General features: G+C 72.1%; 21 protein-coding genes. 10 read left to right on the top strand and 11 right to left on the bottom strand.

The window, feature by feature from the left end:
• Window positions 1-9 precede the first annotated feature (9 nt).
• The 6 genes from AC4BDD_RS25400 to AC4BDD_RS25375 form a co-directional block, all read right to left on the bottom strand.
• A complete protein-coding gene (locus AC4BDD_RS25400; RefSeq protein WP_490687771.1) occupies window positions 10-1,329 on the bottom strand; it encodes a Ni/Fe hydrogenase subunit alpha in 1,320 nt (439 codons plus the stop codon).
• Complete coding sequence (locus tag AC4BDD_RS25395) at window positions 1,326-2,150, bottom strand: NADH-quinone oxidoreductase subunit B family protein (RefSeq protein ID WP_490687770.1); 825 nt, start codon at window positions 2,148-2,150, stop codon at window positions 1,326-1,328. Before AC4BDD_RS25395 ends, AC4BDD_RS25400 begins: the two co-directional genes overlap by 4 nt.
• A gap of 1 nt (window position 2,151) precedes the next feature.
• Complete coding sequence (locus AC4BDD_RS25390) at window positions 2,152-3,009, bottom strand: FAD/NAD(P)-binding protein (RefSeq protein ID WP_490687769.1); 858 nt, start codon at window positions 3,007-3,009, stop codon at window positions 2,152-2,154.
• Window positions 3,006-4,274, bottom strand: a complete 1,269-nt coding sequence (locus tag AC4BDD_RS25385) for a 4Fe-4S dicluster domain-containing protein (RefSeq protein WP_490687768.1) — start codon at window positions 4,272-4,274, stop codon at window positions 3,006-3,008. Before AC4BDD_RS25385 ends, AC4BDD_RS25390 begins: the two co-directional genes overlap by 4 nt.
• Window positions 4,275-4,381: 107 nt before the next feature.
• Window positions 4,382-5,125: a CBS domain-containing protein gene (locus tag AC4BDD_RS25380; RefSeq protein ID WP_490687767.1), complete on the bottom strand. Its 744-nt coding sequence runs from the start codon at window positions 5,123-5,125 to the stop codon at window positions 4,382-4,384.
• Window positions 5,126-5,341: 216 nt separating this feature from the next.
• Entirely contained in the window at window positions 5,342-5,857 is a 516-nt protein-coding gene (locus AC4BDD_RS25375; protein WP_490687766.1) for a hydrogenase maturation protease, read from the bottom strand.
• Between the two features lie 247 nt (window positions 5,858-6,104).
• On the opposite strand from AC4BDD_RS25375, the gene AC4BDD_RS25370 reads away from it, so the two are divergent.
• Window positions 6,105-7,022 (top strand): pyridoxamine 5'-phosphate oxidase family protein, encoded by a 918-nt coding sequence (locus AC4BDD_RS25370; protein WP_490691931.1) that lies wholly within the window; start codon window positions 6,105-6,107, stop codon window positions 7,020-7,022.
• Between the two features lie 65 nt (window positions 7,023-7,087).
• Here the strand turns inward: AC4BDD_RS25370 and AC4BDD_RS25365 are convergent, their stop codons facing one another.
• A complete protein-coding gene (locus tag AC4BDD_RS25365; protein ID WP_490687765.1) occupies window positions 7,088-9,703 on the bottom strand; it encodes a cation-translocating P-type ATPase in 2,616 nt (871 codons plus the stop codon).
• 429 nt (window positions 9,704-10,132) lie between these two features.
• Between AC4BDD_RS25365 and AC4BDD_RS25360 the strand changes: the two genes are divergently transcribed.
• Together AC4BDD_RS25360 and AC4BDD_RS25355 are read left to right on the top strand one after the other, a co-directional pair.
• A complete protein-coding gene (locus AC4BDD_RS25360; protein WP_490687764.1) occupies window positions 10,133-10,825 on the top strand; it encodes a multicopper oxidase family protein in 693 nt (230 codons plus the stop codon).
• Between the two features lie 32 nt (window positions 10,826-10,857).
• Window positions 10,858-11,133 carry a multicopper oxidase domain-containing protein gene (locus tag AC4BDD_RS25355; protein WP_490687763.1) on the top strand — a complete coding sequence of 92 codons (276 nt, stop codon included), beginning with the start codon at window positions 10,858-10,860 and terminating at the stop codon, window positions 11,131-11,133.
• Window positions 11,134-11,163: 30 nt separating this feature from the next.
• On the opposite strand, the gene AC4BDD_RS25350 is transcribed toward AC4BDD_RS25355, so the two are convergent.
• On the bottom strand, window positions 11,164-12,165 hold the full coding sequence (locus AC4BDD_RS25350; protein ID WP_490687762.1) for an Acg family FMN-binding oxidoreductase: 1,002 nt from the start codon (window positions 12,163-12,165) through the stop codon (window positions 11,164-11,166).
• Window positions 12,166-12,320: 155 nt separating this feature from the next.
• Here AC4BDD_RS25350 and AC4BDD_RS25345 point away from each other — a divergent pair, with 155 nt between their 5' ends.
• Both AC4BDD_RS25345 and AC4BDD_RS25340 read left to right on the top strand, forming a co-directional pair.
• Window positions 12,321-12,866 (top strand): hypothetical protein, encoded by a 546-nt coding sequence (locus tag AC4BDD_RS25345; protein ID WP_490687761.1) that lies wholly within the window; start codon window positions 12,321-12,323, stop codon window positions 12,864-12,866.
• A gap of 44 nt (window positions 12,867-12,910) precedes the next feature.
• Entirely contained in the window at window positions 12,911-13,285 is a 375-nt protein-coding gene (locus tag AC4BDD_RS25340; RefSeq protein WP_490687760.1) for a hypothetical protein, read from the top strand.
• Window positions 13,286-13,372: 87 nt separating this feature from the next.
• Here the strand turns inward: AC4BDD_RS25340 and AC4BDD_RS25335 are convergent, their stop codons facing one another.
• On the bottom strand, window positions 13,373-14,275 hold the full coding sequence (locus AC4BDD_RS25335; RefSeq protein WP_490687759.1) for a universal stress protein: 903 nt from the start codon (window positions 14,273-14,275) through the stop codon (window positions 13,373-13,375).
• A 218-nt stretch (window positions 14,276-14,493) separates the two neighbouring features.
• Window positions 14,494-16,245: a sensor histidine kinase gene (locus tag AC4BDD_RS25330; RefSeq protein WP_490687758.1), complete on the bottom strand. Its 1,752-nt coding sequence runs from the start codon at window positions 16,243-16,245 to the stop codon at window positions 14,494-14,496.
• 204 nt (window positions 16,246-16,449) lie between these two features.
• Between AC4BDD_RS25330 and AC4BDD_RS25325 the strand changes: the two genes are divergently transcribed.
• Complete coding sequence (locus tag AC4BDD_RS25325) at window positions 16,450-17,142, top strand: response regulator (protein ID WP_490687757.1); 693 nt, start codon at window positions 16,450-16,452, stop codon at window positions 17,140-17,142.
• Window positions 17,143-17,178: 36 nt separating this feature from the next.
• Here the strand turns inward: AC4BDD_RS25325 and AC4BDD_RS25320 are convergent, their stop codons facing one another.
• Entirely contained in the window at window positions 17,179-19,770 is a 2,592-nt protein-coding gene (locus tag AC4BDD_RS25320; RefSeq protein WP_490687756.1) for a heavy metal translocating P-type ATPase, read from the bottom strand.
• A 373-nt stretch (window positions 19,771-20,143) separates the two neighbouring features.
• On the opposite strand from AC4BDD_RS25320, the gene AC4BDD_RS25315 reads away from it, so the two are divergent.
• The 4 genes from AC4BDD_RS25315 to AC4BDD_RS25300 all read left to right on the top strand — a co-directional run bounded on the left by AC4BDD_RS25315 (window position 20,144) and on the right by AC4BDD_RS25300 (window position 21,986).
• Entirely contained in the window at window positions 20,144-20,413 is a 270-nt protein-coding gene (locus AC4BDD_RS25315) for a hypothetical protein (protein WP_490687755.1), read from the top strand.
• Window positions 20,414-20,701: 288 nt separating this feature from the next.
• Entirely contained in the window at window positions 20,702-20,953 is a 252-nt protein-coding gene (locus AC4BDD_RS25310; protein WP_490687754.1) for an SHOCT domain-containing protein, read from the top strand.
• A gap of 51 nt (window positions 20,954-21,004) precedes the next feature.
• Complete coding sequence (locus AC4BDD_RS25305) at window positions 21,005-21,244, top strand: DUF2933 domain-containing protein (protein ID WP_490687753.1); 240 nt, start codon at window positions 21,005-21,007, stop codon at window positions 21,242-21,244.
• Window positions 21,245-21,290: 46 nt separating this feature from the next.
• A complete protein-coding gene (locus tag AC4BDD_RS25300; RefSeq protein WP_490687752.1) occupies window positions 21,291-21,986 on the top strand; it encodes a methyltransferase family protein in 696 nt (231 codons plus the stop codon).
• The last annotated feature ends 60 nt before the right edge of the window (window positions 21,987-22,046 follow it).

Genomic DNA, 22,046 nt, shown 5'->3' with positions numbered 1-22,046 from the left:
CGTCTCCGCTCAGGTCCGTTCGACCGTCAGGTCCAGGAAGTGGGTGGAGCAGGAGATGCAGGGGTCGTGGTTGCGGATGGCCCGCTCACACAGCGCCGTCAGCTCCGCGTCGGTCGGCTCCCCGGCGTCCAGGGCCGTCTGCGCCACCCGCCGCAGGTCCTCCTCGACCGCTCCCTGGTTCTGGGCGGTGGGCGGGACGAGCCGGGCGTCCACGATGGTGCCGTCGGCCCTCAGGGTGTAGGCGTGGTAGAGCAGGCCGCGCGGGGCCTCCGTGGCGCCGTGGCCGGTGGCCGCGCGCGGCTCCACCGGCACGCACGGTCGCGGCGGCGGCTCGTACTCCGCGATGATGCGCAGCGCTTCGTCCAGCGCGTAGACGACCTCGACGGCCCGTACGAGGACACTGCGGAACGGGTTGCGGCACAGCTCGCCGAGACCGGCCGCACCCGCGGCCTCGCGCGCGGCCGGGGAGAGCCGGCGGCCGCTGATCGCGTACCGGGCCAGGGCGCCGGTCAGATAGCGCCGGCCGTCGAGCCGGGCGTACAGGGCGGTGGAGGGCGGCAGCTGCTCCTCGGTCACATGCGTGGAGAAGTCGGCCAGAGGGAAGGTGCGTGCGGGGCCGCCGTCAGCGGGGAGCACCGTCGGGGTGCCGGCGTCGATGGCGTACGTGCCCGGCTCGGCGAGGGCGAACAGGTCCGCGTCCACGGCGGAGTCGGGGAAGTCGAAGCCGGAGACCCAGGCGACGGTCTCCCGCGCGTCGTCCACGGCGCGTCGCAGCCGCTCCGCCAGCGGCCGCAGCTCGGCTCGGGTGGGGACGCGGTGGAAGCCGCCGAGACGGACGTTGACCGGATGGATGGCGCGGCCGCCGAGTTGCTCCATGATCGCGTTGCCGGCCTGTTTGAGGCGCAGCCCGCGCTCGACGTGGCTCCGGTGGGTGCGGGCGAGGTCCACGGCGCTGTCCCGACCGAGGAAGTCCGGGGCGTGCAGCAGGTAGATGTGCAGGGTGTGGCTTTCGATCCACTCGCCGCAGTACAGCAGGCGGCGCAGGGCGGCCAGTTGGCCGTCGACCGCGACGCCGCAGGCGTTCTCGATGGCGCGGCAGGCGCTCATCTGGTAGGCGACCGGGCAGATTCCGCAGACCCGGGAGGTGATGTCGGGCGGCTCGGTGTGGGCGCGGCCACGCAGGAACGCCTCGAAGAAGCGGGGTGGTTCGTAGATCTGCAGCCGGGCCTCGGACACCTGTCCACGGTGGACGCGCAGGTGCAGCGCGCCCTCGCCCTCCACCCGGGAAAGCGAGCCGACGTGCAGGACGCGGGAGCCTCGGTGGGTCACGACGGGTTCTCCTCTTCCGCGAGATGCGCCAGTTCCGGGGAGCGCTTCTCCTCGTCCGCGAAGTGGGCGGCGTTGAAGGTCCGCAGGAAGCGCTGGACGTCCCGGTGGTCCATGCCGTCGCGGTGCAGCAGCGGGATGAGCGCGGGCAGGTTGGTCGACCCCGACGGTCCGAAGCACCCGTAGCAGCCGCGTCCGTAGGCCGGGCAGATGGCGCCGCAGCCGGCGTGGGTGACCGGGCCGAGGCAGGGCGTGCCGTGGGCGACGGTGACGCACACCGTGCCGCGCCGCTTGCAGGCGAAGCACACGCTGTGGTTCGGCACGTCCGGGCGGCGGTCGGCCAGGAACGCGGTGATGACCTCCAGGAGCTGGCCCCGGTCGATGGGGCAGCCGCGCAGCTCGAAGTCGACGTCGACGTGCGCCGACACCGGGGTGGAGGTGGCGAGGGTGTCGATGTAGTCGGGGCGTGCGTAGACCGTGCGGCGGAACTCCTCGACGTCGCCGAAGTTCCGCAGGGCCTGGATGCCGCCCGCGGTCGCGCAGGCGCCGATGGTGACCAGCCGCCGGGACTCGGCGCGGATGCGGCGAACGCGCTCGGCGTCGGCGGGGGTGGTGACCGAACCCTCTACCAGCGCAAGGTCGTACGGGCCGGGCAGCACCTCGCTGCTCGCCTCCAGGAAATGGGCGATCCGCAGCCGCCCGGCGATGGCCAGCAGCTCGTCCTCGCAGTCGAGGAGGGTGAGCTGGCAGCCGTCGCAGGAGGCGAGCTTGAAGACGGCCAGTGTGGGGGTGGCCGCGGACGCGTCGGTGGCGGGCTCGCTCATGTCACAGCTCCCTTACGGCGAGCAGGGGGCCAGCGGTGTCCCATCCGACGACCGGGCCGTCCCGGCACAGCAGCAGCGGCCCGAGCTGGCAGTGCCCGCAGTGGCCGGTGGCGCAGCGCATGTTGCGCTCCAGGGAGACCCGGATGCGCGCCTCGGGGACGCCGCGCGCCGCCAGCTCGCGGGCGGTGACCCGGATCATCACCTCGGGCCCGCAGAGGAACACGGTGGTCGCGGGCGGGTGGAACGCGGCGTGGTCGAGCTGCCGGGTCACCACTCCGACCGGTCCGCGCCAGCCATCGTCCGGGCGGTCTACGGTGACGGCGGTGTGGCCGGGGACGGCGGAGCCGGACCACAGCTCGGTCTCGCTCCGGTACAGCAGATCGCTCGGGGTACGCGCCCCGATGAGGACGTTGATCCTGCCGTAGCGCTCCGGGGCCCGGAAGAGGTCGCGGACGAGCGGGCGCAGCGGGGCCAGCCCGATGCCGCCGGCGATGACGAGGACGTCTCTCCCCTCGGCCCGCGACAGGTCCCAGTCGGTGCCGAACGGGCCCCGCACGCCGACGACCGCGCCGGGGCGCAGCGCGCCGAGTGCGGCGGAGACGGCCCCGACGGCCCGCACGGTGTGGGCCAGGCGGCTGGGCTCGGTCTCGATGCCGCTGACGGAGACCGGGATCTCGCCGACGCCGAAGGCGTACACCATGGCGAACTGCCCGGGCCGGAAGGGCGGCAACGGCTCCGCGACCGGTTCCAGGACGAAGGTCGTGGCGTCGGCGGTCTCGAGCCGGGATTCGGCCACCCGGTGCGGGACAGGGACCCCGCCGGGGCCGAGGGGCGCCTGCTGTTCCAAGGGCGCGGTCATGGCCGGTCTCCGCTTCCCGGTGCCGCCCGGTCGCCGCCGTCCGGTGGCGCGTCGCTCCCGCTCCCGGCCGCCTCCTGTGCTTCGGCATGGAGCGCGGCGGCCTCCTCGGTGATGTCGATGCCGGTCGGGCACCAGACGATGCAGCGGCCGCAGCCGACGCAACCGGAGCTGCCGAACTGGTCGTACCAGGTGCCGAGCTTGTGCGTCATCCACTGGCGGTAGCGGCTGCGTGTCGAGGCGCGCACCGGTCCGCCGTGCAGGTTGGAGAAGTCCAGGTCGTAGCAGGAGTCCCAGCGGCGCCACCGCTCGGCGTGGTCGCCGGTCAGATCGGTGACGTCCTCCGTGGTGGTGCAGAAGCAGGTGGGGCAGACCATGGTGCAGTTGCCGCAGGTCAGGCAGCGCTGTGCGACGTCGTCCCAGCGCTTGGCGTCCAGGCTCCCGGCCATGAGCTGGTGCAGGCTCACCGGCGGCATGGCACGCCCCATCCGGTCGGCCGCGTCCTCGACGGCGCGCCGGGCCCCGGTGACGGTGCCAGGGTCCGCGGGCCGGTGCGGGATCTCGGCCAGGACGCGGGCGCCTTCCTCGCTGCCCGCGCGGGTCCAGAAGCGGTGCCCGCCCTCGTCGACGACCTCGGTCATGGCCAGGTCGTAGGCGGCGTCGGCACCGGGGCCGGAGCCCACGCCGGGGCCGGCGGCCATCGACACGCAGAAGCAGGTCGCGCCGGGTTCGGTGCACTCCACGGCGATGAGGAACGCCCGCTCCCGGCGTGCCCGGTACCCGTTGTCGGCGTGGCGGCCACCGGCCAGCACCCGATCCTGGATCGCGACGGCCCGCAGGTCGCACGGGCGCACCCCGAGGAAGGCGTACGAGGGCGGCGCGGTCCGTTCCGGGGTCACCGTCAGGGCGCCGTCCGGGCCGCGGTCCGCGCTCCACTGCCGGACCCGTTCCGGATGCAGATACGACTTCCACGACTGCGGCCCGGCGCTGTGCGCGAAGGCCGCCTGGTCGTCCCTTCGCCGCAGCCGGTAGCGACCGGCCTCCAGCTCCACACCCCAGCCGTACGGAAGCTCGTCGGCGGAGGTGATCTCGGCGAGGACGATGGCCTGGTCGCGCACCACAGGTCCGATGACCGTCCGGCCCCGCGCGGTCAGCGCTTTGACCAGTGCGTCGAGACCGTCGCGGTCGAGCACGACCGGTGTGGTGCCGACGTCCGCCGTGTGCGTCACGTCGTCCTCCTCGCTCTCCTCGGCCCGGTTCGGCCTCATGCGGTCCGGCCCGTCCGGCCTCGTGTCCTCAGGGTGCGCCCAGGGGATGCCACCGCGCAGACGCCGGCTGGTCCATTCGGCTGCCCTCGCTTCCGCGGCCGCGTGCGTCAGGCGCCGCGCAGCCAGTCGCCGGTGGCGGCCGGCAGGCCCGTGTCGCCGGAGCGCGCCCGGGTGTCGTCGATGCCCCAGGTGAGGTGATCGGCCACGGCGACCACGCCGTCCACCTGACCGGCCAGCCGGACCGCGGTGGCCGCGTCGCTCCGCCACTCCATCTGTCCGGTGAGGGTCACCACGCCATCGGCGACGTGCGCATCGACGGTGTCGGGGGCCAGCCAGAGCGCGCGGACCAGTACCTCATCGACCACTTCCGCACGTACCTCGGCGTCGGAGCGGAGGAAGGTCTGCAGCAGGTCACGGCGGGTGACGATGCCGACCAGCCGGCCCTCCTCGTCGATGACGGGCAGTCGCTCGACGCCGTGCCGGGTCATGGTCCGAGCAGCGTCCACGAGGGTGTCCTGCGGCCGCACGGTGATGGCGGGCCGGGACATGAGCTGCTCCGCGGTCCGGGCGTACTTCTCGGCCACGGCCTTCCGGGTGCCCGTGCCGGGCACCAGGCGCCCGCGCCAAGGCAGCCGGAGGCGGCCCGTGCGGCCCCTGGCCTCCACCGCGGCCTGGTGCGCCATCAGGTCGGTCTCGGACACGACACCCAGCACCTTGTCGTCGTCGTCCAGCACGGGCAGGCCGCTGATGTCGTGGCTCCGCAACAGCTCCACAAGCGTCTTGAACGGGGTGTGCGTGCGAGCGCTGATGACATCGCTGGTCATCACGTTGCCGATCGTGGGGTGCTTCATCACGGGCTCCTCTTCCTGGGTGCCGGTGGCCGACGTCGAGCCATCGCGCGCCGCGTCGGGGACGGCGTCCGTGCGACTGGCCCGTCCGCCCGTCTCATGGCCAGCCTCCTCCGCGGGGGCTGCCACCCCTTGGGCCGGCTGGGCCCGACAGCGCGGGCCGTTCGGCCCTGCTCCGGCGCCGAAGCCGAGGTCTTTGCGCCCGGGTGCCGGACAAGGTCACTCCTGCCGCGGGCGCGAGCGCGCCGCGGCGTCGCGGTGGCGGACGATCTCGTCCTCGATGTCCCCGGCCAGCGGTGCCACCACCGCCGCCACCGGCTCGGACAGCCCCGTGCCCAGCGTGCTGTCGGCACCCTCGACCGCGAAGACGATCAGCCGGTCGGGCAGACGGCCCAGCACCCGGGCCAGCTCCACGGCCTCCCCGAGCCCGACGCCATGGGAGCTGGTCGCGCCGGGGCGACTCAGCTCGTCCAGGTCCATCTCCAGCCGGTGGATCAGCCCCGGCCTCGGCGGGTCCGCGTGGGCGGCGTCGACCACGATGGCGAGCTGAGCCCCCTCCCACAGGCCCATGAGCCGACCGGGGTCGGTGTCGCACCGCCCCAGCACGGTCCCCGGCGGCAGCGGGCGCCGCCGCGCGCGGTCCTCCAGCAGGTCGGCCACGGCCCACCCGACTCCGTCGTCGTGGCGGAACTCGTTGCCCACGCCGATGATCGCAATGCGGGCGGAACCGGCCATGGGGTGCTCCCTTCGTGCCACCACATGTGTTTCTTCCGGCGTGGACCGTGCAAACACCACGCCCCCGGAATGGCGCAGCCCACGACCCGGCCGTCCACTGGGGCGCAAGCAAGCCGCTCAGGCCCCGTCTGCCGGGCCTGTGAGCCCGGGACCGACCCGTTCGGTCGAGAAGACCCTCATCCCATGCGATGGCACGCCAGGCGTGGCACGTTGGGTACACCAGCATTGCGGGGAAGCGGTGACGATCATGCGAGCTCACCTCGGCGATCAGCTTGTGGTCCAAAGCCCGGCCACTGGCATTACCAAGCGCGACGGCGAGATCGTCGGACTCCACCACGAGGACGGAACACCTCCCTACGACGTGCGCTGGTCGGATACGGGCGAGGTGACGCTCGTGTTCCCCGGGGCCGACGCGCATATCCGGCACATCGAACACCGGCCCAGGAAAGGCCACGAGCCCTCCGGGCCGACGGCGGATGAGACGAGCGCCTTGTCCGGCAGCGCGCCGCTTGGCAGAGCACCCGGCGCCGGCGACATCGGCCGGCGCGTGGCAGCCGAACGCCAGCGACAGGGACTGACGCGCGCAGAGGCGGCGCGGCGCGCCGGAATGGCTCCGGACTACCTGGCGTACCTGGAGGAACAACCGGCCGACCCCGGCCTGGCGAGCCTGATCAAACTGGCCGACGCGCTGGGCACGACCGTCGCAACCCTGCGCGGGAGCGGCATCGACCTGCCGCCCGGCCAAGGCCAGGCGCTTCTGCACCCGCGATTGCTGGACCTCGGCCCCGACGAGTGTCGTCGCCTGCTTTCCACGCACGGCGTGGGGCGCGTCGCGGTGTCGACACCAGATGGCCCAGCGGTCGTCCCGGTGAACTACGAGGTCGTCGACGACGCTATCGCCTTCCGGACAGCGCCCGACTCGGTGCCTGCGGCAGCGGTGGGGACGGACGTCGCGTTCGAGGTCGACCACATCGACGAGGCAATGAGCCAGGGTTGGAGCGTGCTCGTCGTCGGCTCCGCGCGAGTTGTCACGGAGCCCGACGCCGTGCGCGAGCTGGCCGAGCGTGCCCACACCAAGCCGTGGGCCGGCGGCGAACGCGACATGTGGGTGTCGATCCAGCCCGCGCGCCGCACGGGCCGCCGGATCATCCCGGCCGATCAGTAGATGGCCAGGAGATACCACCGACCGGCCCGCGTGCTCCTCTCCCACGCGGCCGCCGAGCGGGAGATTCACGCAGCCTTCCGGTGATCCCCACTTCGCGCACGGGGTGGCGGTTCGGGGCGGATGTGCGCCCCCAGGCGCATCAGCACATGCCCCACGCCGGACAGCACGCAGGCGACCGCCAATTCGGTCAGGGCCAGCGGTTCGGTATCGAGCAGGGCTTGGAGCGGGGGTGCGTAGACGCCGGCCAGTTGGAGGGCCAGCGCCGTCGCGACCGCCACCAGCAGGAAGGGGTTGGCAAAGGTGCCGGGGCGCGCACGGGAGCCGAGGGCCACTCCGAGTTGGGTCGCCCCCAGCACCAGGAAGACCAGAGTCTGCCAGGGGCGGCCGGTGTGATATCCCCATGCACCCGCCGCGAGCGTGACGGTGGCGACGACCCCGCCCATCACCAGGATCCGCGCCCACAGCCCGGTGCCGAGTACGCTCTCCTCGGGCGGTCGCGGTGGCTGCCTCATCACCCGCGGGTCGACCGGCTCCGCGCCCAGCGCGACGCCCGGCAGGCCGTGGGTGAGCAGGTTGATCCACAGGATCTGCGCGGGCAGCAGCGGCAGGGTCATCCCCAGAAACGGGCCGAGGAGCATCACCAGGACCTCCGCGGTGCCTCCGGCCAGGGCGTAGAGCAGGAACCTGCGGATGTTGGCGTAGACGCGGCGGCCTTCCTCCACGGCGGCCACGATGGTGCCGACGTTGTCGTCGGCGAGGACGAGGTCGGCGGCCTGCCGCGCCACCTCGGTGCCGCGCCGTCCCATCGCCACACCGATATCGGCCCGCCGCAGGGCGGGGCCGTCGTTGACCCCGTCCCCGGTCATCGCCACCACGTGCCCGTCGGCCCGCCACGCCTGCACGATGTCGAGCTTCTGCTCGGGGGTGGTGCGGGCGAAGACCCGTACATCCGTCAGCCGACCCGCCGTGCCCTCGCGGATCTGCCGGCCGGTGACGACCTCCTGGTCCTCGTCCACGATGCCCAGGCGTCGGGCCACGGCCCCGGCGGTCAGCGGGTGGTCGCCCGTGATGAGTACCGGGGCGATGCCGGCGTGTCGGCAGGCGGCGACGGTGGCGGCGGACGCCTCGCGGGGCGGGTCCAGGATCGCCACAAGACCGAGCAGCGACAACCCGGTCTCCCAGGCGGCCTCCCCCGGTCCCGACCGGTCGCGGTCGGCGCGGTCGGTGGTGGCGACGGCGAGCACCCGGTATCCCGCGCGGGCCAGCTCCTCGGCTTCGGCGGCGGCCCGCGCCGGAAGGGCAGGGCCATCGGCGAGGACTCCGGGCCGGAGCACCGCCTCCGGAGCTCCCTTGCATACGATGAACAGGCCCCCGTCCGGCCGCCGGTGCACTGTGGTCATGCGCTTGCGGGCACTGTCGAAGGGCACCTCGTCGATCCGGGGCAGCTCACGGTCGAGCACCGCCTTGTCCAGTCCGAGCCTGGCGCCCGCGACAAGGAGAGCGGCCTCTGTCGGGTCGCCCAGCGCGCGCCAGTCCGCCCCCTCCTCGCCGGGAGATTCGAGGGCAGCGTCGTTGCAGAGCATGGCGGCGCCCAGCAGCTCCGCCAGATCCGCGGCGTCCGCCGCGTTGACCGGTCGCCCGTCGCGCAGCACGCTTCCGGTGGGCGCGTAGCCCGTGCCGGTGACGGTGGCGGTGCCCTCGGGTGTCCACAGCCATTCGGTGGCCATCCGGCCCTCGGTGAGGGTTCCGGTCTTGTCGGTGGCGATCACGGTGACCGATCCCAGCGTCTCCACCGCGGGCAGCCGCCGTACGATCGCGCGCCGGTCGGCCATCCGCCGGGCGCCGAGCGCCAGCGCGAGGGTGATGACGGCGGGCAGGGACTCGGGCACGGCCGCGACGGCGAGGCTGATCGCCGCCACCACCATCACCTCCACCGGCTGTCCCCGTACCAGCCCGAGCGCAAGCACGACCGCGCACAGAACGACGGTCACGGCGGCCAGGACCCGGCCGAAGCGGGCCAGCCGGTGCTGCAGCGGCGTCAGCCCCGGCGGGGCACCCAGCAGTGCCGCGATCCGGCCGAAGGCGCTGCGCGCGCCCGTGGCGGTGACCCGTACCCGGCCGTGGCCGCGGACGACGACCGTGCCCGCCGACACCGTGCCGCGCGAACGGTCCTCGTCGGGCGCCTTCTCCACCGGGACGGACTCCCCGGTCAGCGCGGACTCATCGGCCAGCAGCCGCACCGCGTCCAAGACGTCGCCGTCGGCCGGGACGATGTCGCCTTCGGCCAGCAGCACCAGATCACCGGGCACCACATCCGCGGCCGGGACGGAACCCTCCACTCCATCGCGCACCACCCTGGCGGCGGGCGCGCTCATCGCCGACAAAGCGGCCACGGCCTGCTCCGCCCGCACTTCCTGGGCGACACCCACCGCGGTGTTCACCGTGATCACCAGCAGGATCACCGCCGCGTCGGCCAGATCGCGGGTGGCGATGGTCAGCACGGCCGCCACCAGCAGCACCAGGATCAGCGGGTCGCGCAGTTGCTGGAACACCCGCCGCCAAGCGGGTGTACGCACCTCGGCGGCCACGGTGTTCGGCCCGTACATCGCGAGCCGGCGCTCGGCCTCCGCCTGCGACAACCCCGCCGTCTCGGCCGCCCGCCCGAGTCGCTCGCCACCCACGGGCGCCTCCGGTCACCACCGCGCCGACACACTTTCCTCCCACGCTATGAGCGGTCCCTGCGCTGCGCACCACTGGCGGGGCCGGTGGTGCGCAGCGCAGGGCCGGGGGACGAAGTCGCGCGTATCGGGCGATGAACGTGTGGCGAGGAGGACCGCCCACTTCTCGCGGGCCCTGATTGCGCGGTGCGCGGTCGGGGGATTCCCGCTGCTCCGCGTCTCCTCGTGTCCTCCTCGCACCTTCATTTCAACCCACGGTGCCACGGGCGGCCCAGGGCCGACCGGGTACAGCCGGTAGGGCCATCCGGCCCGTGTGGAACAGCTCGCCGTGTGAGACCGTGAAGTGTGGCCGGTTCCATGGCAGGGCCGCCGAGTGCAGGGGCCCGAGTGAGGCGGACGCACCGTCGCCGTGGGCGACGGGTGTTGGCGCTCGTGGCTGCCGTGTTCGTCGCCCTCGCCCTGGCCGCGGGTGGGCTCGCCATCTCGTTCTACCAGGACGCGCTGCGCTCCAACGTCGGCGAGCTGTCCTTCCGGAACCGGCTGCGGATCCCTCCGCTCCTGGAACCGGAGCGCGACGCCTCGGGCCGTCTGGTGTACGACCTGACCGCCGCCCCAGGTCAGACCCGGTTCTTCGCCGACCACCCCACCGACACCTGGGGGATCAACGGTTCCTATCTCGGCCCAACCCTCCGGGCGCGCACCGGCGACCATGTACGGGTCAACGTCACCAACCACCTCGATGAGCCCACCACGGTGCACTGGCACGGCATGCACCTGCCCGCACGCATGGATGGTGGGCCCCACCAGCCCATCGCACCCGGCACCACCTGGTCCCCGTCATGGACCATCACCCAGCCCGCCGCCACCCTCTGGTACCACGCCCACCCCCACGGCCGCACCGGAGCCCAGGTGTACCGCGGCCTGGCCGGGCTCTTCTTCCTCGACGACCCCGGCGGCCCCGCCGCCCCGCGCCTGCCCCACCACTACGGCGTCGACGACATCCCCCTGATCGTGCAGGACAAGCGGTTCACCGACGACCGCCGCCTCAGCTTCGACAGCCCGCGCTTCAGCCCTATCGGCCTGCTGGGCGACGAGATCCTGGTCAACGGCACCCACGACCCGTAGTCGACTTCACCGTCGCCCCGGGAGCGAGCGAGGTGTGGCAGTTGCGCAACGCCTCCGACAACCAGCATGTCTTCCACGTTCACGGTGTCAGCTTCACCGTGCTGAGCCGCGACGGCTCCCCGCCGCCCGACCACCTCGCCGGCCCGAAGGACTCCCTGCTGTTCCCTCCCGGCACGACCGCGGAGATCGCCGTCCGCTTCGGCAGCGCCGCGGACGCGCGGACGCCTTACGTCTTCCACTGCCACCTGCTGGCCCATGAAGACCACGGGATGATGGGTCAGTTCACGGTCGCCCGGCCCTCCCGCTGACGCGGCCGGGTCCGGGGCCGCGGTCGCCAGTCAGGGCTCGATGTCCAGCACGTCCGCCACGGGGCGGCGCGGCGTCGCGTGGCCCGGCGGCCCGTAGCCGAGGCGGAGCACCATCTGCACGTGTCCCATGGCTGTCACCGGGTCGCGCACGGCCCAGCGCAGATCGGGCCACTCCAGAGCATGAGAGGTGAGTGCGGTGGCCAGCCCGTCGAGCGTGGCCTGGAGCAGGACCCGCTCCATCGCCTGCCCCGCCCGCAGCCAGTCCACCGGCCCGTCCTCGGCTGTTCCCAACAAGGCGAGCTGCGGCGTCTTCTCGAAGGTCGCCGTACCGCGCCCGGCCACCGCGCGGCGTCCGGCGAAGTCGCGTACCGGTGCCTTGCCGTCCCGCTTGCTGGGCCCGAAGGCGTACGCCGGAACGCCCTCGGGCGCCGACTCGGCGTCCCCGGCGCCGGTGTGCGTCCAGCGGACCATGTCCTCGTAGACGCCGGGCTGCTCGGCATACGGGGCGTCGCGGCCCTCGGCGTCCTGTACCAGGCCGAGAAGGGTCTCCACGTGCCACGCCTCGGGGAAGACCAGCCGCGCCCCCTCCGCGACGGCGGCTCCCCGCAGATCCGCCCGGATGGCTTCGGGTATCTCTTCCTCTGTGAACGGATACCGGCTGGTGTGCCGCCGGTCAATCGCGGGGTGCAGAGAGACCAAGTCATCGTCGGCGCGGACCGGACCGGCCAGCCGCACGGTGGCGAGCAGCTCCGGGTCCGCGGGGTCCGGCAGCAGCTCGGTCACCGGCTCCCAGCCCGCGTGAGCGGCGGCCACCCGCAGATTCAGCAGCGCGGCACCACAGCCCAGACGCAGAGCACGGCCGTCCGGGTCGGCGTGCGGCATGGCCCGCGTCTGATCGGATCTCACATGAAAGGCGCTACTGCCGGCGAAGAAGCGGAATCGCCAGGGCTGCGCGTTGTGCATGGACGGGGCGGCGACGGCGTCCCTGACCAGCTCCGCGACAGCCTGTGCCGCCAGCGGTTCTGCCGACATCGGGGCCCCTTCCTCCCGGAGTCCGCGGGCGGGCCGCACACCACGACGGTGCGCCTGCACGATGCGCCTCCGCTTCCACGATAGGCGTCGGCGCTAGAGTTCGCTTTGGTCGCTTTTCATCAGATATGCGGTTCTACGAAGGCGGGCATATGGCCGTGCTGCACCCAACCCCCGAACAGGTGATGGCGCTGTCCTTCACCGGCCGAGAGTGGTGGGCGATCATCCACGGCATGCTCCTGGGCGCGGCATTCCTCCTCGCGTTCGCGGGCGGCCTCGCCGAGCTCTACAGCCTCAAACCGGCGCTGATGACGGCCGAAGGGGTGAGCGAGCGCATGCGCAGGGTCAGGATCGGCGTCACCGCCATGGCGGTGACGGCGTGGGCCACCGTGATCACCGGCACGTGGGTCGTCTACCCCTGGTACCGGGAGGCGACCCCGAGCAGCCCCCGGTCGCAACTGCTCGCCGACCCCGACAACGCGGACTGGCACGAATTCGGCATGGAGTGGAAGGAACACATCGCCTGGATCAGCCCGATCCTGGCCACCACCGTCGCCTTCATCGTCTGGTACTACGGCCCCGGCCTGATCCGGCACAACCGCGTCCGCCACACCACGATCGCCCTGTTCGTCCTGTCCTTCCTCATCGCGGCGATCGCCGGAGCGCTCGGCGCCTTCATCACCAAGGTCGCACCCGTCCAATAGCCAGACAGTCCAGCCAGCAGGGCACGGAAAAGGAGGCCGCCGACGTGGAGCGCACGGACACCGCGCATGCCGCGGGAGGAGAAGACGACGAGGCGTTCCCCCGCAGCGAGAAGGGCGAGGGGCCGATCTCGGCGGCGATCATCGCCGCGGGTGTCGGTGCCACCACTCTGGGCCTGCTCACCACGCTCACCGAGGCCAGCGAGAGCGTGAAGGAGGCCATGACCTGGAGCGACGACGTCGGCCCACTCTCCGGCAAGACCAGCCTGACCGTGGCGGTGTGGCTGCTGGCCTGGGTGCTGCTCTACGCCGCGCTGCGCAACCGGCCGTACGAGACACTGCGTGCCCTGGTCATCAGCCTGCTGCTCATCGGCCTCGGAGTACTCGGCACCTTCCCCGAGTTCTTCCAGCTCTTCAGCTGAACGGCGTGGGCGCGGGAGGATGATTACCGTGCGCGACGTCGAAGACCACCTGGCGGGTCGCACCAGCGAGAACGTGCTTCTGGACGCCTAGACACCGTGCGGCACGATGGCGACCGGGCAGGGGGCGTAGTGCAGGAGCGCGTGCGCGAGCCGTCCGAGTTGGAGGCCACGGTATGCGGTCACCCGGTGGGCGCCGACGACGAGCAGGTCAGCCGTCCGGGCCGCGTCGAGCAGGGCTGTACGGGCGTGGCCTTCCACAGTGTCGCGGCACACCGCGACCTCCGGAAGCTCGACTTCCGGCCCCCGCAACGCCTCCGCGAGCTCGTGCTCCGCCTGCCGCTCGTCCTCCCCCCGCACGTCCGCGTGGCGCAGCGGCTCATCGATGACGTCGATGGCGGCGCGTCGCCAGGCCCGCACGGCGTCGAGCTTCGCACCACGCGCCGCGGCCTCGCGGAACGCGAAGCGTACGACGGTGGCGTCCGTGCGCGGGTGACCGACACCGAGCACGACCCGGCCGAACCCTCCGGAACGGTTCTCTTCGCCGCCCCGTACGACGATCACCGGGCAGTCCGCGTGACCGGCGACCGCCAAACTCACCGAGCCGAGCAGCAGTTCGGCGACCGGGCCCGCGCCACGAGCGCCGACGACCAGTGCGAAGGCGTTGCGGCTCGCTTGCACGAGGGCGCGAACGGGGTCCTCGGCGAGGGCGTCGGTGACCACCTCGAACTCAGGGGCGCGTCGCCGGACACGCTCCGCGGCGGCCGCGGTGATGTGATCGCCGAGCAGCTCCGCAGTGGGCTTCTCCATGCCGAAGGCGGGCTTGACGCCCTCGTACCGCTCCCACATTGACGCGTACACCAGCCGCAGCGGCACATGGTGCCGTATCGCTTCATCGGTGGCCCAGTCGACCGCCTCAAGGCTGGCCTGGGAACCGTCCACACCGACCACCAGGGGCAGCTGGGTCGTCCTCGTCGTCCGCACTGTCCTCACCGCCTCGCTGTCCTTCTCCTTCCACCGTCACGCCGCCTTGCCGGGACCGCGAGAGCCTCCCGGCCCCACCCGAAGGGGCCCGAACCTCCCTGATGAGCAGGGACCACCGGCCCTACTTCAGGCAGCGTGGGGTGCGTGCGATGAGGGCAGGTACTGATCCGGCGGCTTCCGCGAGCCGGAGCGGCAGGAGGGCCTACGCCGACGTCCGCTGACACCTGTCACGGCGTGGGCACCGGTACCCGCCACACCAGTGTGGTCCCGCCGCCCGCCGTGGCGGAGACCTCCAGTCGCCCGCCCAGGCGCTCGGCCCGCTCAGCGAGGTTGACCAGTCCACTGCGGCGGCCCTCACACGGCATGCCCACTCCGTTGTCGGCCACGGTGAGCACCAGCTCAGCCCCGTCAGTGGCCACCGCCACGTCGGCGCATGAGGCATGCGCGTGCCGGGCGACGTTGGCCAGCGCCTCCGAGAGCACAGCGACCACGTGGTCGGCGATCTCCCTCGGCACCTGCGTATCCAGCAGGCCCTCCATCCGCAGGCTCGGCGCGAATCCCAGCGGACCGGTCGCCTCCCCGATGGTCTGGACGACACGGGCGCGCAGATTCCGCGCGGTGCCGCCCTCGTGGGTCCGCAGACCGAAGATGGTCGAACGAATGATCTTGATGGTCTCGTCCAGGTCGCCGACGGCACGCAGCACACGCTCCGACGCACCCGGGTGATCGATGACCCGGGCGGCGCTCTGCAGCGTCATGCCGGTCGCGAAGAGCCGCTGGATGGCCAGATCGTGCAGGTCACGGGCGATGCGGTCGCGCTCCTCCAGCAGCGCGATCTGCTCGGCGTCACGGCGCCGCTCCGCCAGCTCCATCGCCACCGCCGCCTGTCCCGCGAATCCCCGCAGCGGCTGGATCTCCTCATCCGTGAACGCCGCACCACCTGCATGCCGAACCAGCAGCAGCACCCCACGCAGCCCCTCCCCGGTGCCGAGGGGCACCGCCACCGCCTGCCCGAGCCCGGCTCCGGACCTCAGGCCCTCCGCGATCCGCAGATCGCCGCTGACATCGGTGCCGGTCACCGGGGCCCCGGTGGACAGCGCCGTGCCCATCAGGGTGCCCTCGACCGGGAGTACGAGCCCGCTCAGAGCCGAGGCGTCGGGGCCGATCGCGAGCTCCACCGCCAGGGTCCCGGTCTCCGCCACCGGCACGGCCATCACCGCCAGCTCGGCGCCGGTGATCTCCCTCGCGCCCCGGGCGATCCGGCCGATGACCTCGTCCCGGGCGCTCCCGGACAGCAGGCTGTTCGTGATCTCCCCGCTCGCCCGCAGCCAGCGCTCCCGCCGCCGCGACTCCTCGTACAACCGGGCGTTGTCGATCGCCACCCCCGCCGCGACCGCGAGCGTGGACAGCACGGACTCGTCCTCGGCATCGAACTCCCCACCACCCCGCTTCTCCGTCAGGTAGAGATTGCCGAACACCTGATCGCGCACCCGGATCGGTACCCCGAGGAAGGTGCTCATCGGCGGGTGGTGCGGAGGGAAGCCGAACGAGGCCGGATGGTCGGAGATCCTCGCCAGTCGCAGCGGCTCCGGGTACCGGATCAGCTCCCCCAGAATGCCGCGCCCGGACGGGTACGGTCCGATGGCCGCGGTCTGTTCCTCGCTCACGCCCACCGGAAGGAACCTGGCGATCTTCCGCCCATCCGGATCGAGGACGCCCAGCGCCCCGTACTCCGCGTCGACCAGTACGACCGCCGCCTCGACGATGTGCCGCAGCACCTGGTCCAGCTCCAGCCCGCGGCCCACCGAGAGCACCGCCTCCAGGAGGCTGTGCACCCTGTCGCGGGTCCCCCGCACCGCGTCGATTCGAGTCTGGAGCTCATCCAGCAGCTCGTCCAGCCTCAGCTGCGGCAGAGGCACCCGCCCCTTCTCGGCACCTGCCACTGTCGCTCCTCCAGGCGCCCGGCGACCGAAAGCCATCCTCTTCAGTCAGTATCGGTCAGATGCCCCCGAGGAGAGCGTTTCGGCAACGCGGCCGCGTGATCGGGCACATCGCTGCGGAGGCGCGGCAGCTCCTTCTCGTTCGACGGCACGCCCACCGGGCCGGCGCGACCGCGGCGGACCCCGGGTGGCACTCTGTGAAGTAGGAAGCTCTCCGACGGTCCTCACGCGCGACGGGAGCCGATGATGGCGCAGCCGGGCCCGCAAGCCCCGATCACCGTCTTCATCCTTGACGACCACGAGGTCGTACGACGCGGACTGCGCGATCTGCTCGACGACGAGCCCGACATCACGGTGGTCGGCGAGGCGGCCACCGCCGAACAGGCGCTGGCGCGCGTGCCGGCGGTGCGGCCGCGGGTCGCGGTGCTGGATGTACGGCTGCCGGACGGCGACGGTGTCAGCGTCTGCCGTGAGCTGCGCTCCCGTATGCCTGATCTGGCCTGCCTGATGCTCACTTCCTTCGACGACGAGGACGCCCTGCTGGACTCCGTCATGGCCGGGGCCGCGGGCTACGTGCTCAAGCAGATCCAGGGCTCCGACCTGATCGCGGCCGTACGCACCGTGGCCGCGGGACAGTCGATGCTCGACCCGAGCGCCACCACCCGGCTCATGGCCCGGGTCCGCAAGGCGGAAGCCGGGGAACCGCCACCGGAGGCCCTGCCGGGTCTGACCCCGCGCGAGCGGGAGATCCTGGCGCTGATCGGAGAAGGACTGACCAACCGCCAGATCGGCCAGCGCCTCTACCTCGCCGAGAAGACCGTCAAGAACCACATCTCGCGCCTGCTCGCCAAGCTGGGCGTAGAACGCCGCGTCCAAGCCGCCGTCATCGCCACCCAGACGGAGAACGCCAAACAGCGTCCGCAGCACCCCGCCTGACGTGGTTCGCAGGTCGGCTCTCCGCGACGCTCAACGTCACGGTGGACAGCGGTCGCCGTCTCTTACGACCGGTGGATCGACGACCGGCGGATCGACGGCCGGCGGCTCGGCTGGCGGCGGCTCGGCTGGCGGCGGCTTCGTGGGCTGCCAGCGGCGCAGCCGGTTGGAGTTGGTGACCACCGAGAGCGAGCTGAGGGCCATGGCCGCGGCGGCGAGGATGGGGCTCAGGCGCAGGCCGAGCCAGGGGTACAGGGCGCCTGCGGCGATGGGGATGCCGACGGCGTTGTAGATCAGGGCGAAGAACAGGTTCTGCCGGATGTTGCGCATAGTGGCCCGGGAGAGCCGGATGGCGGTGACAACTCCGGTCAGGGAACCGGAGATCAGGGTGATATCCGCGGCTTCGATGGCCACGTCGGTGCCGGTCCCGATGGCGAGGCCGACATCGGCGGCGGCCAGGGCCGGGGCGTCGTTGATGCCGTCACCGACCATGCCGACGGTGCCGCCTTCCGCCTGCAGTCGGCGGATCTCGTCCGCTTTGTGTTCGGGCAGCACCTCGGCCAGCACACGACCGACGCCCACCTGGCGTGCGATGGCGGCGGCGGTGCGGGCGTTGTCGCCGGTCATGATGACGACCTCAGCACCGAGGTCGCGCAGGGCCGCGATAGCCGCGACGGAGTCGTCCTTGAGGGTGTCGGCGACGGCGAGCACGCCTGCGGGCCGTCCGTCGACGGCGGCGAGGACGGGGGTCTTGCCCTCGCCGGAGAAGTCGGCCGCGACCGGGTCGAGGGCACTGGTGTCGAGACCGGCGTCACCGAGCAGCCGGGCGGTGCCGACCAGGACGGCGCAGCCGTCGACGGTGGCCCTCACGCCCTTGCCGGTGACCGAGTCGAAGCCCCTCGCCTGGGCAGGTTCCAGACCGCGGTCGCGGGCCCCGGCGACGATCGCGGCCCCGAGGGGATGCTCACTGTCGGCCTCGGCCGCCGCCACCCATGCCAGCAGCTCGTTCTCGCCGACACTTCCCGCAGTCGGGTACACGTCGGTGAGAACGGGCTTCCCCTCGGTGACGGTGCCGGTCTTGTCCAGCACCACCGTGGCCAGCTTGTGGGCGGTCTCCAGCGCCTCGGCGGAGCGGATGAGGATGCCCGCCTGCGCGCCCTTGCCCGTACCCACCATGATCGACAGCGGAGTGGCCAGGCCCAGCGCACAAGGGCAGGCGATGATCAGCACCGCGACGGCGGAGACCAGGGCGAGGATGAGCTCGGGGGCCGGGCCGACGGTGAACCAGAGGGCGAAGGTGGCGATGGCGATAGCGATCACGGCGGGCACGAAGTACGTGGAGACGGCGTCCGCGAGCCGCTGGATGGGGGCCTTGGACGCCTGCGCCTGCCGCACCAGTCGGATGATCTGGGCGAGCATGGTGTCGGCGCCGACCTTGCTCGCACGCACCCGGAGGGAGCCGGTGCCATTCACGGTCGCGCCGATCACGGTGTCACCGGCCCGTTTGGTGACCGGCATGGACTCCCCGGTGACCATCGACTCGTCCACCGCCGAGGATCCGGACAACACCTCCGCGTCCACCGGCACCTTCTCCCCTGGCCGGATGACCACCTCGTCCCCGACGGCCACCTCCTCCACCGGGATCTCGGCCTCGGTGCCGTCACGCAGCACCCGGGCGGTACGCGCCTGCAGGCCCAGCAGCGCGCGGATCGCCTCGCCGGTGCCGGCCTTCGCGCGGGCCTCCAGCAGCCGACCCAGCAGGATCAGGGTGAGGATCACCCCGACGGCTTCGAAGTAGACCTCGCGCACCTCGCTCGGCAGGAGGCCCGGGGCGAGGGTGACCAGCAGGCTGTAGCCGTACGCGGCGGTCGTGCCCAACGTGATGAGGCTGTTCATCTCCGCCCCGCGGTGCCGCAGGGCCAGCCAGCCGGTCACGTGGACCGGCCAGCCGGTATAGAACATCACCGGCGTGATCAGCGCCAGTTGCAGCCAGTGGTTGAGCATCCAGCCGGGAACCCAGTCGGCGCCGAACAGCTCGTGCGCCATGACGGCGAACAGCACTGGCGCGGTGAGCACGGCGCCGAGAGCGACCCGGCGGGTCAGGTCCGCGATCTCCGCGCGCCGCTCGGTGACGTCCGCGGCTTCCGCCTCCGCCGCGTCCTCCCCGTCCGGCGGCTCAGCGGCCCGCGCGGCGGGGGCGGCGGGGGCGGCGGGGGCGGCGGGGGCGGCAGAAGTCTCAGCGGTCGTGGTCTCGCCGTCCGGTTCGACCACGAGCGTGCCGTGGATCATGTTCATCCCACACGCGAACCCGAACGACCCAGCCTCGGCGGGGCTGACCCGCACCGTCGTGCGCTCATACGCCGGGAGCCCCGCGCTCACCCGCAGGTCCGGGAAGACCACCCGGGAAGTGCACTCGCCCGACTCCTGCCGGTCGAAGACCATCTCCAACGGCACACCCTGCCGAACCCGGATGACATCCGGGCTGTAGCCCCCGCGCACCGTCACCTCGACCCGCTGCACCCCGTCCTCCAACGTGGCGCTCAGGCCACGGCGCCTACCGAAGAAGTACCAGCCCAGGGCGGCGATCAGCCCGACGGCGACCAGCACCACCACGACATCGGCGACACCCATCGCAGACCATCTCCCCGCACGGCCGCCCGATTCGTCCCCTTCATCCTCGCGCACGCTTCCCTGCCAGGCAGGGCTGGATGTCCCCTGACAGCGGGCCGTCCGGCCCTCCGGCGCCGCAACGGAGGGTGGACCCTGAAGGCGACGCCCAGCCAGGGTGTCGCGTCGCCCTCCGTACGGTCCGGTGGACGCGGGAGCGATGATGGAGGGAGCGGAGGAGGTTCCGCCATGAACAACAAGAACTACGGTCGGTTCGCCATCGCGCCTGACCAGCGCGCCGACGGCCAGCACGACCTGCTGCGCAAGCACGATCACCATTCCGGACCGGGCAGGCCGTAGCGAGCCGGATCCGGCGTCACCGAGCGAGGAGCGCGCTATGGGCGCTGTGGTGGCCATCGTGATCGGCGTGCTGGTCCTGTCGGCCGTCGTCTACGACGTGGCGCGTCTGATCAGCCCTGGAGAGAGCCGCTGCCCTCCGCTGGCGCGGTTGTGGGGTCGGCGTGCGGCCCTGGAGGCCGCTGAAGGGTGGTGTGCGGGCCTGCGCCTGCACGGCCGGATCGACGCGGCGACCTACCGACGCAGGATGGCCGCTCTGGCCCGAGGCCACCGGACCGCCCCTGAGAGCACACTGCTGAGGAGGACATGAAGCCATCGAAGCCCCCGCCAGGAGCACAACGTTCCCGCCATCCGGCTGTACCGCAGCAGCCCTTGCCCTTGCGGCCTGCGAAGCCGCAGGCCAGGTACCCGTCTCGGTGGCCTCTGGAGATTCCCTTCCCTCACGTGGCTACCGCTACCAGGCAGGGCTGAGCGGCCCCGTACTCGGGGACCTTTGGGCCTCGACGTGCACCGGCGTGCGGGAGAGAGACTGATGGTGAGAAGGACCCGATGACAGCAGTTGGGCCGTGCGTCCGACTGACCTGGGGAGTGGCTCGCAGTGATGTTCTGGTTTGACCACGACGTCGGCGGGTGGGGCTGGTTCGCGATGTCGGCCAGCATGATCCTTTTCTGGGCGTTGATCATCACGGTCGCGGTGATGATCTTCCGAGCCCTGGAGCGCCTGCAGGAGCACCCCCCGGCAACGCGGTCTTCGCCCGAGCAACTGCTCGCCGAACGGTTCGCCCGGGGCGAGATCGACGAGGAGGAGTACCGGCGGCGCCTGGCCGCGCTGCACGGCACCGGACCCTGACCCACCGAAACACGGCTCGCGTCCTGTTTCACCTTGCGACGGAGGCCCACCATGAAGAACAAGAACTTCGGTCTCTACGCGCTCGCGCTAGCCATCGCCTTCGTCGGCGCACTGGCCCTCGGCCTGCCCGTCGGATCCCTGTTCGTCCTGGCCATCGCCGTCGCCTGCCCGCTGATGATGTTCCTCATGATGCGCGGACACGGTGGCGAGATGCGCGGAGGCCGCGATGGCTCCGACGAGCCGGACCGGCTGAATGAGCACGACCACCGCACCGGTTCCAGTCGGCCGTAACCGAAGGACTCCGCTGGGACGGAGACCGCGGTGAAGGAGGGACATCATGGCTGACGCCGCGTACGGCCTGTGGCCGCTGGTGGCGTTCAACACCCTGCTGTTCATCATCTTCGCCGCCGGCATCTTCCGCCCGAAGACCAGGCGGGACTGGCGGGCGATGGGCGCCTACAGCGCCTTCCTGGTGGCGCTGTTCACCGAGATGTACGGCACGCCGCTGACCGTCTACCTGCTGGGCAGCTGGCTGGGCTCGCGCTTCCCGCTGCTGGAGGACACCCACGCGGGCGGGCACGTGTGGAACGACCTGACCGGCTGGACCGGCGACCCGCATCTGAGCCCGTTCCACCTGGCCAGTTATGCGGCCATCGGCGGCGGGTTCTGGCTGATCGCCGCGGCCTGGAAGCGGCTGCACGAGGCCGCCCAGCAGGACAAGCTCGCCACGAGCGGCCCGTACGCGTGGGTGCGCCACCCTCAGTACGACGGCTTCCTGCTCATCATGATCGGGTTCCTGCTGCAGTGGCCCACCATCCCCACCCTGATCATGTTCCCGATCCTCGCGTACGTCTACGTGCGCCTGGCCCGCGGCGAGGAACGCGAGGTCGCCGAGAGGTTCGGCGAGGAGTGGACCGCGTACGCCGCCCGCACCCCGGGCTTCTGGCCAAGGCGGCACCGCCAAACGCCCCCGGAGCACAGTCACAGCGACACCCGGGACCGCAGGCCGTACCGGCCCGCCGTTCGGGGGTGACCGGTGTGGAAGCCCTCGCCTGGGTGCTGATCGTCCTCGGGGCGCTGACCACAGCGGCTT

It is taken from the genome of Streptomyces sp. JLBT605 (assembly GCF_058215555.1).
This window is presented reverse-complemented; position numbering and strand designations above follow the sequence as displayed.

Bases quoted from the DNA above. Each gene is read 5' to 3' on its own strand.
- AC4BDD_RS25325 (WP_490687757.1), top strand. From the start codon at position 16,450: ATGATGGCGCAGCCGGGCCCGCAAGCCCCGATCACCGTCTTCATCCTT.
- AC4BDD_RS25320 (WP_490687756.1), bottom strand. From the start codon at position 19,770: ATGGGTGTCGCCGATGTCGTGGTGGTGCTGGTCGCCGTCGGGCTGATC.
- AC4BDD_RS25385 (WP_490687768.1), bottom strand. From the start codon at position 4,274: ATGAGGCCGAACCGGGCCGAGGAGAGCGAGGAGGACGACGTGACGCAC.
- AC4BDD_RS25395 (WP_490687770.1), bottom strand. From the start codon at position 2,150: ATGAGCGAGCCCGCCACCGACGCGTCCGCGGCCACCCCCACACTGGCC.
- AC4BDD_RS25390 (WP_490687769.1), bottom strand. From the start codon at position 3,009: ATGACCGCGCCCTTGGAACAGCAGGCGCCCCTCGGCCCCGGCGGGGTC.
- AC4BDD_RS25330 (WP_490687758.1), bottom strand. From the start codon at position 16,245: ATGGCTTTCGGTCGCCGGGCGCCTGGAGGAGCGACAGTGGCAGGTGCC.
- AC4BDD_RS25380 (WP_490687767.1), bottom strand. From the start codon at position 5,125: ATGAAGCACCCCACGATCGGCAACGTGATGACCAGCGATGTCATCAGC.
- AC4BDD_RS25370 (WP_490691931.1), top strand. From the start codon at position 6,105: ATGCGAGCTCACCTCGGCGATCAGCTTGTGGTCCAAAGCCCGGCCACT.
- AC4BDD_RS25305 (WP_490687753.1), top strand. From the start codon at position 21,005: ATGAAGAACAAGAACTTCGGTCTCTACGCGCTCGCGCTAGCCATCGCC.
- AC4BDD_RS25300 (WP_490687752.1), top strand. From the start codon at position 21,291: ATGGCTGACGCCGCGTACGGCCTGTGGCCGCTGGTGGCGTTCAACACC.
- AC4BDD_RS25315 (WP_490687755.1), top strand. From the start codon at position 20,144: ATGGGCGCTGTGGTGGCCATCGTGATCGGCGTGCTGGTCCTGTCGGCC.
- AC4BDD_RS25350 (WP_490687762.1), bottom strand. From the start codon at position 12,165: ATGTCGGCAGAACCGCTGGCGGCACAGGCTGTCGCGGAGCTGGTCAGG.
- AC4BDD_RS25375 (WP_490687766.1), bottom strand. From the start codon at position 5,857: ATGGCCGGTTCCGCCCGCATTGCGATCATCGGCGTGGGCAACGAGTTC.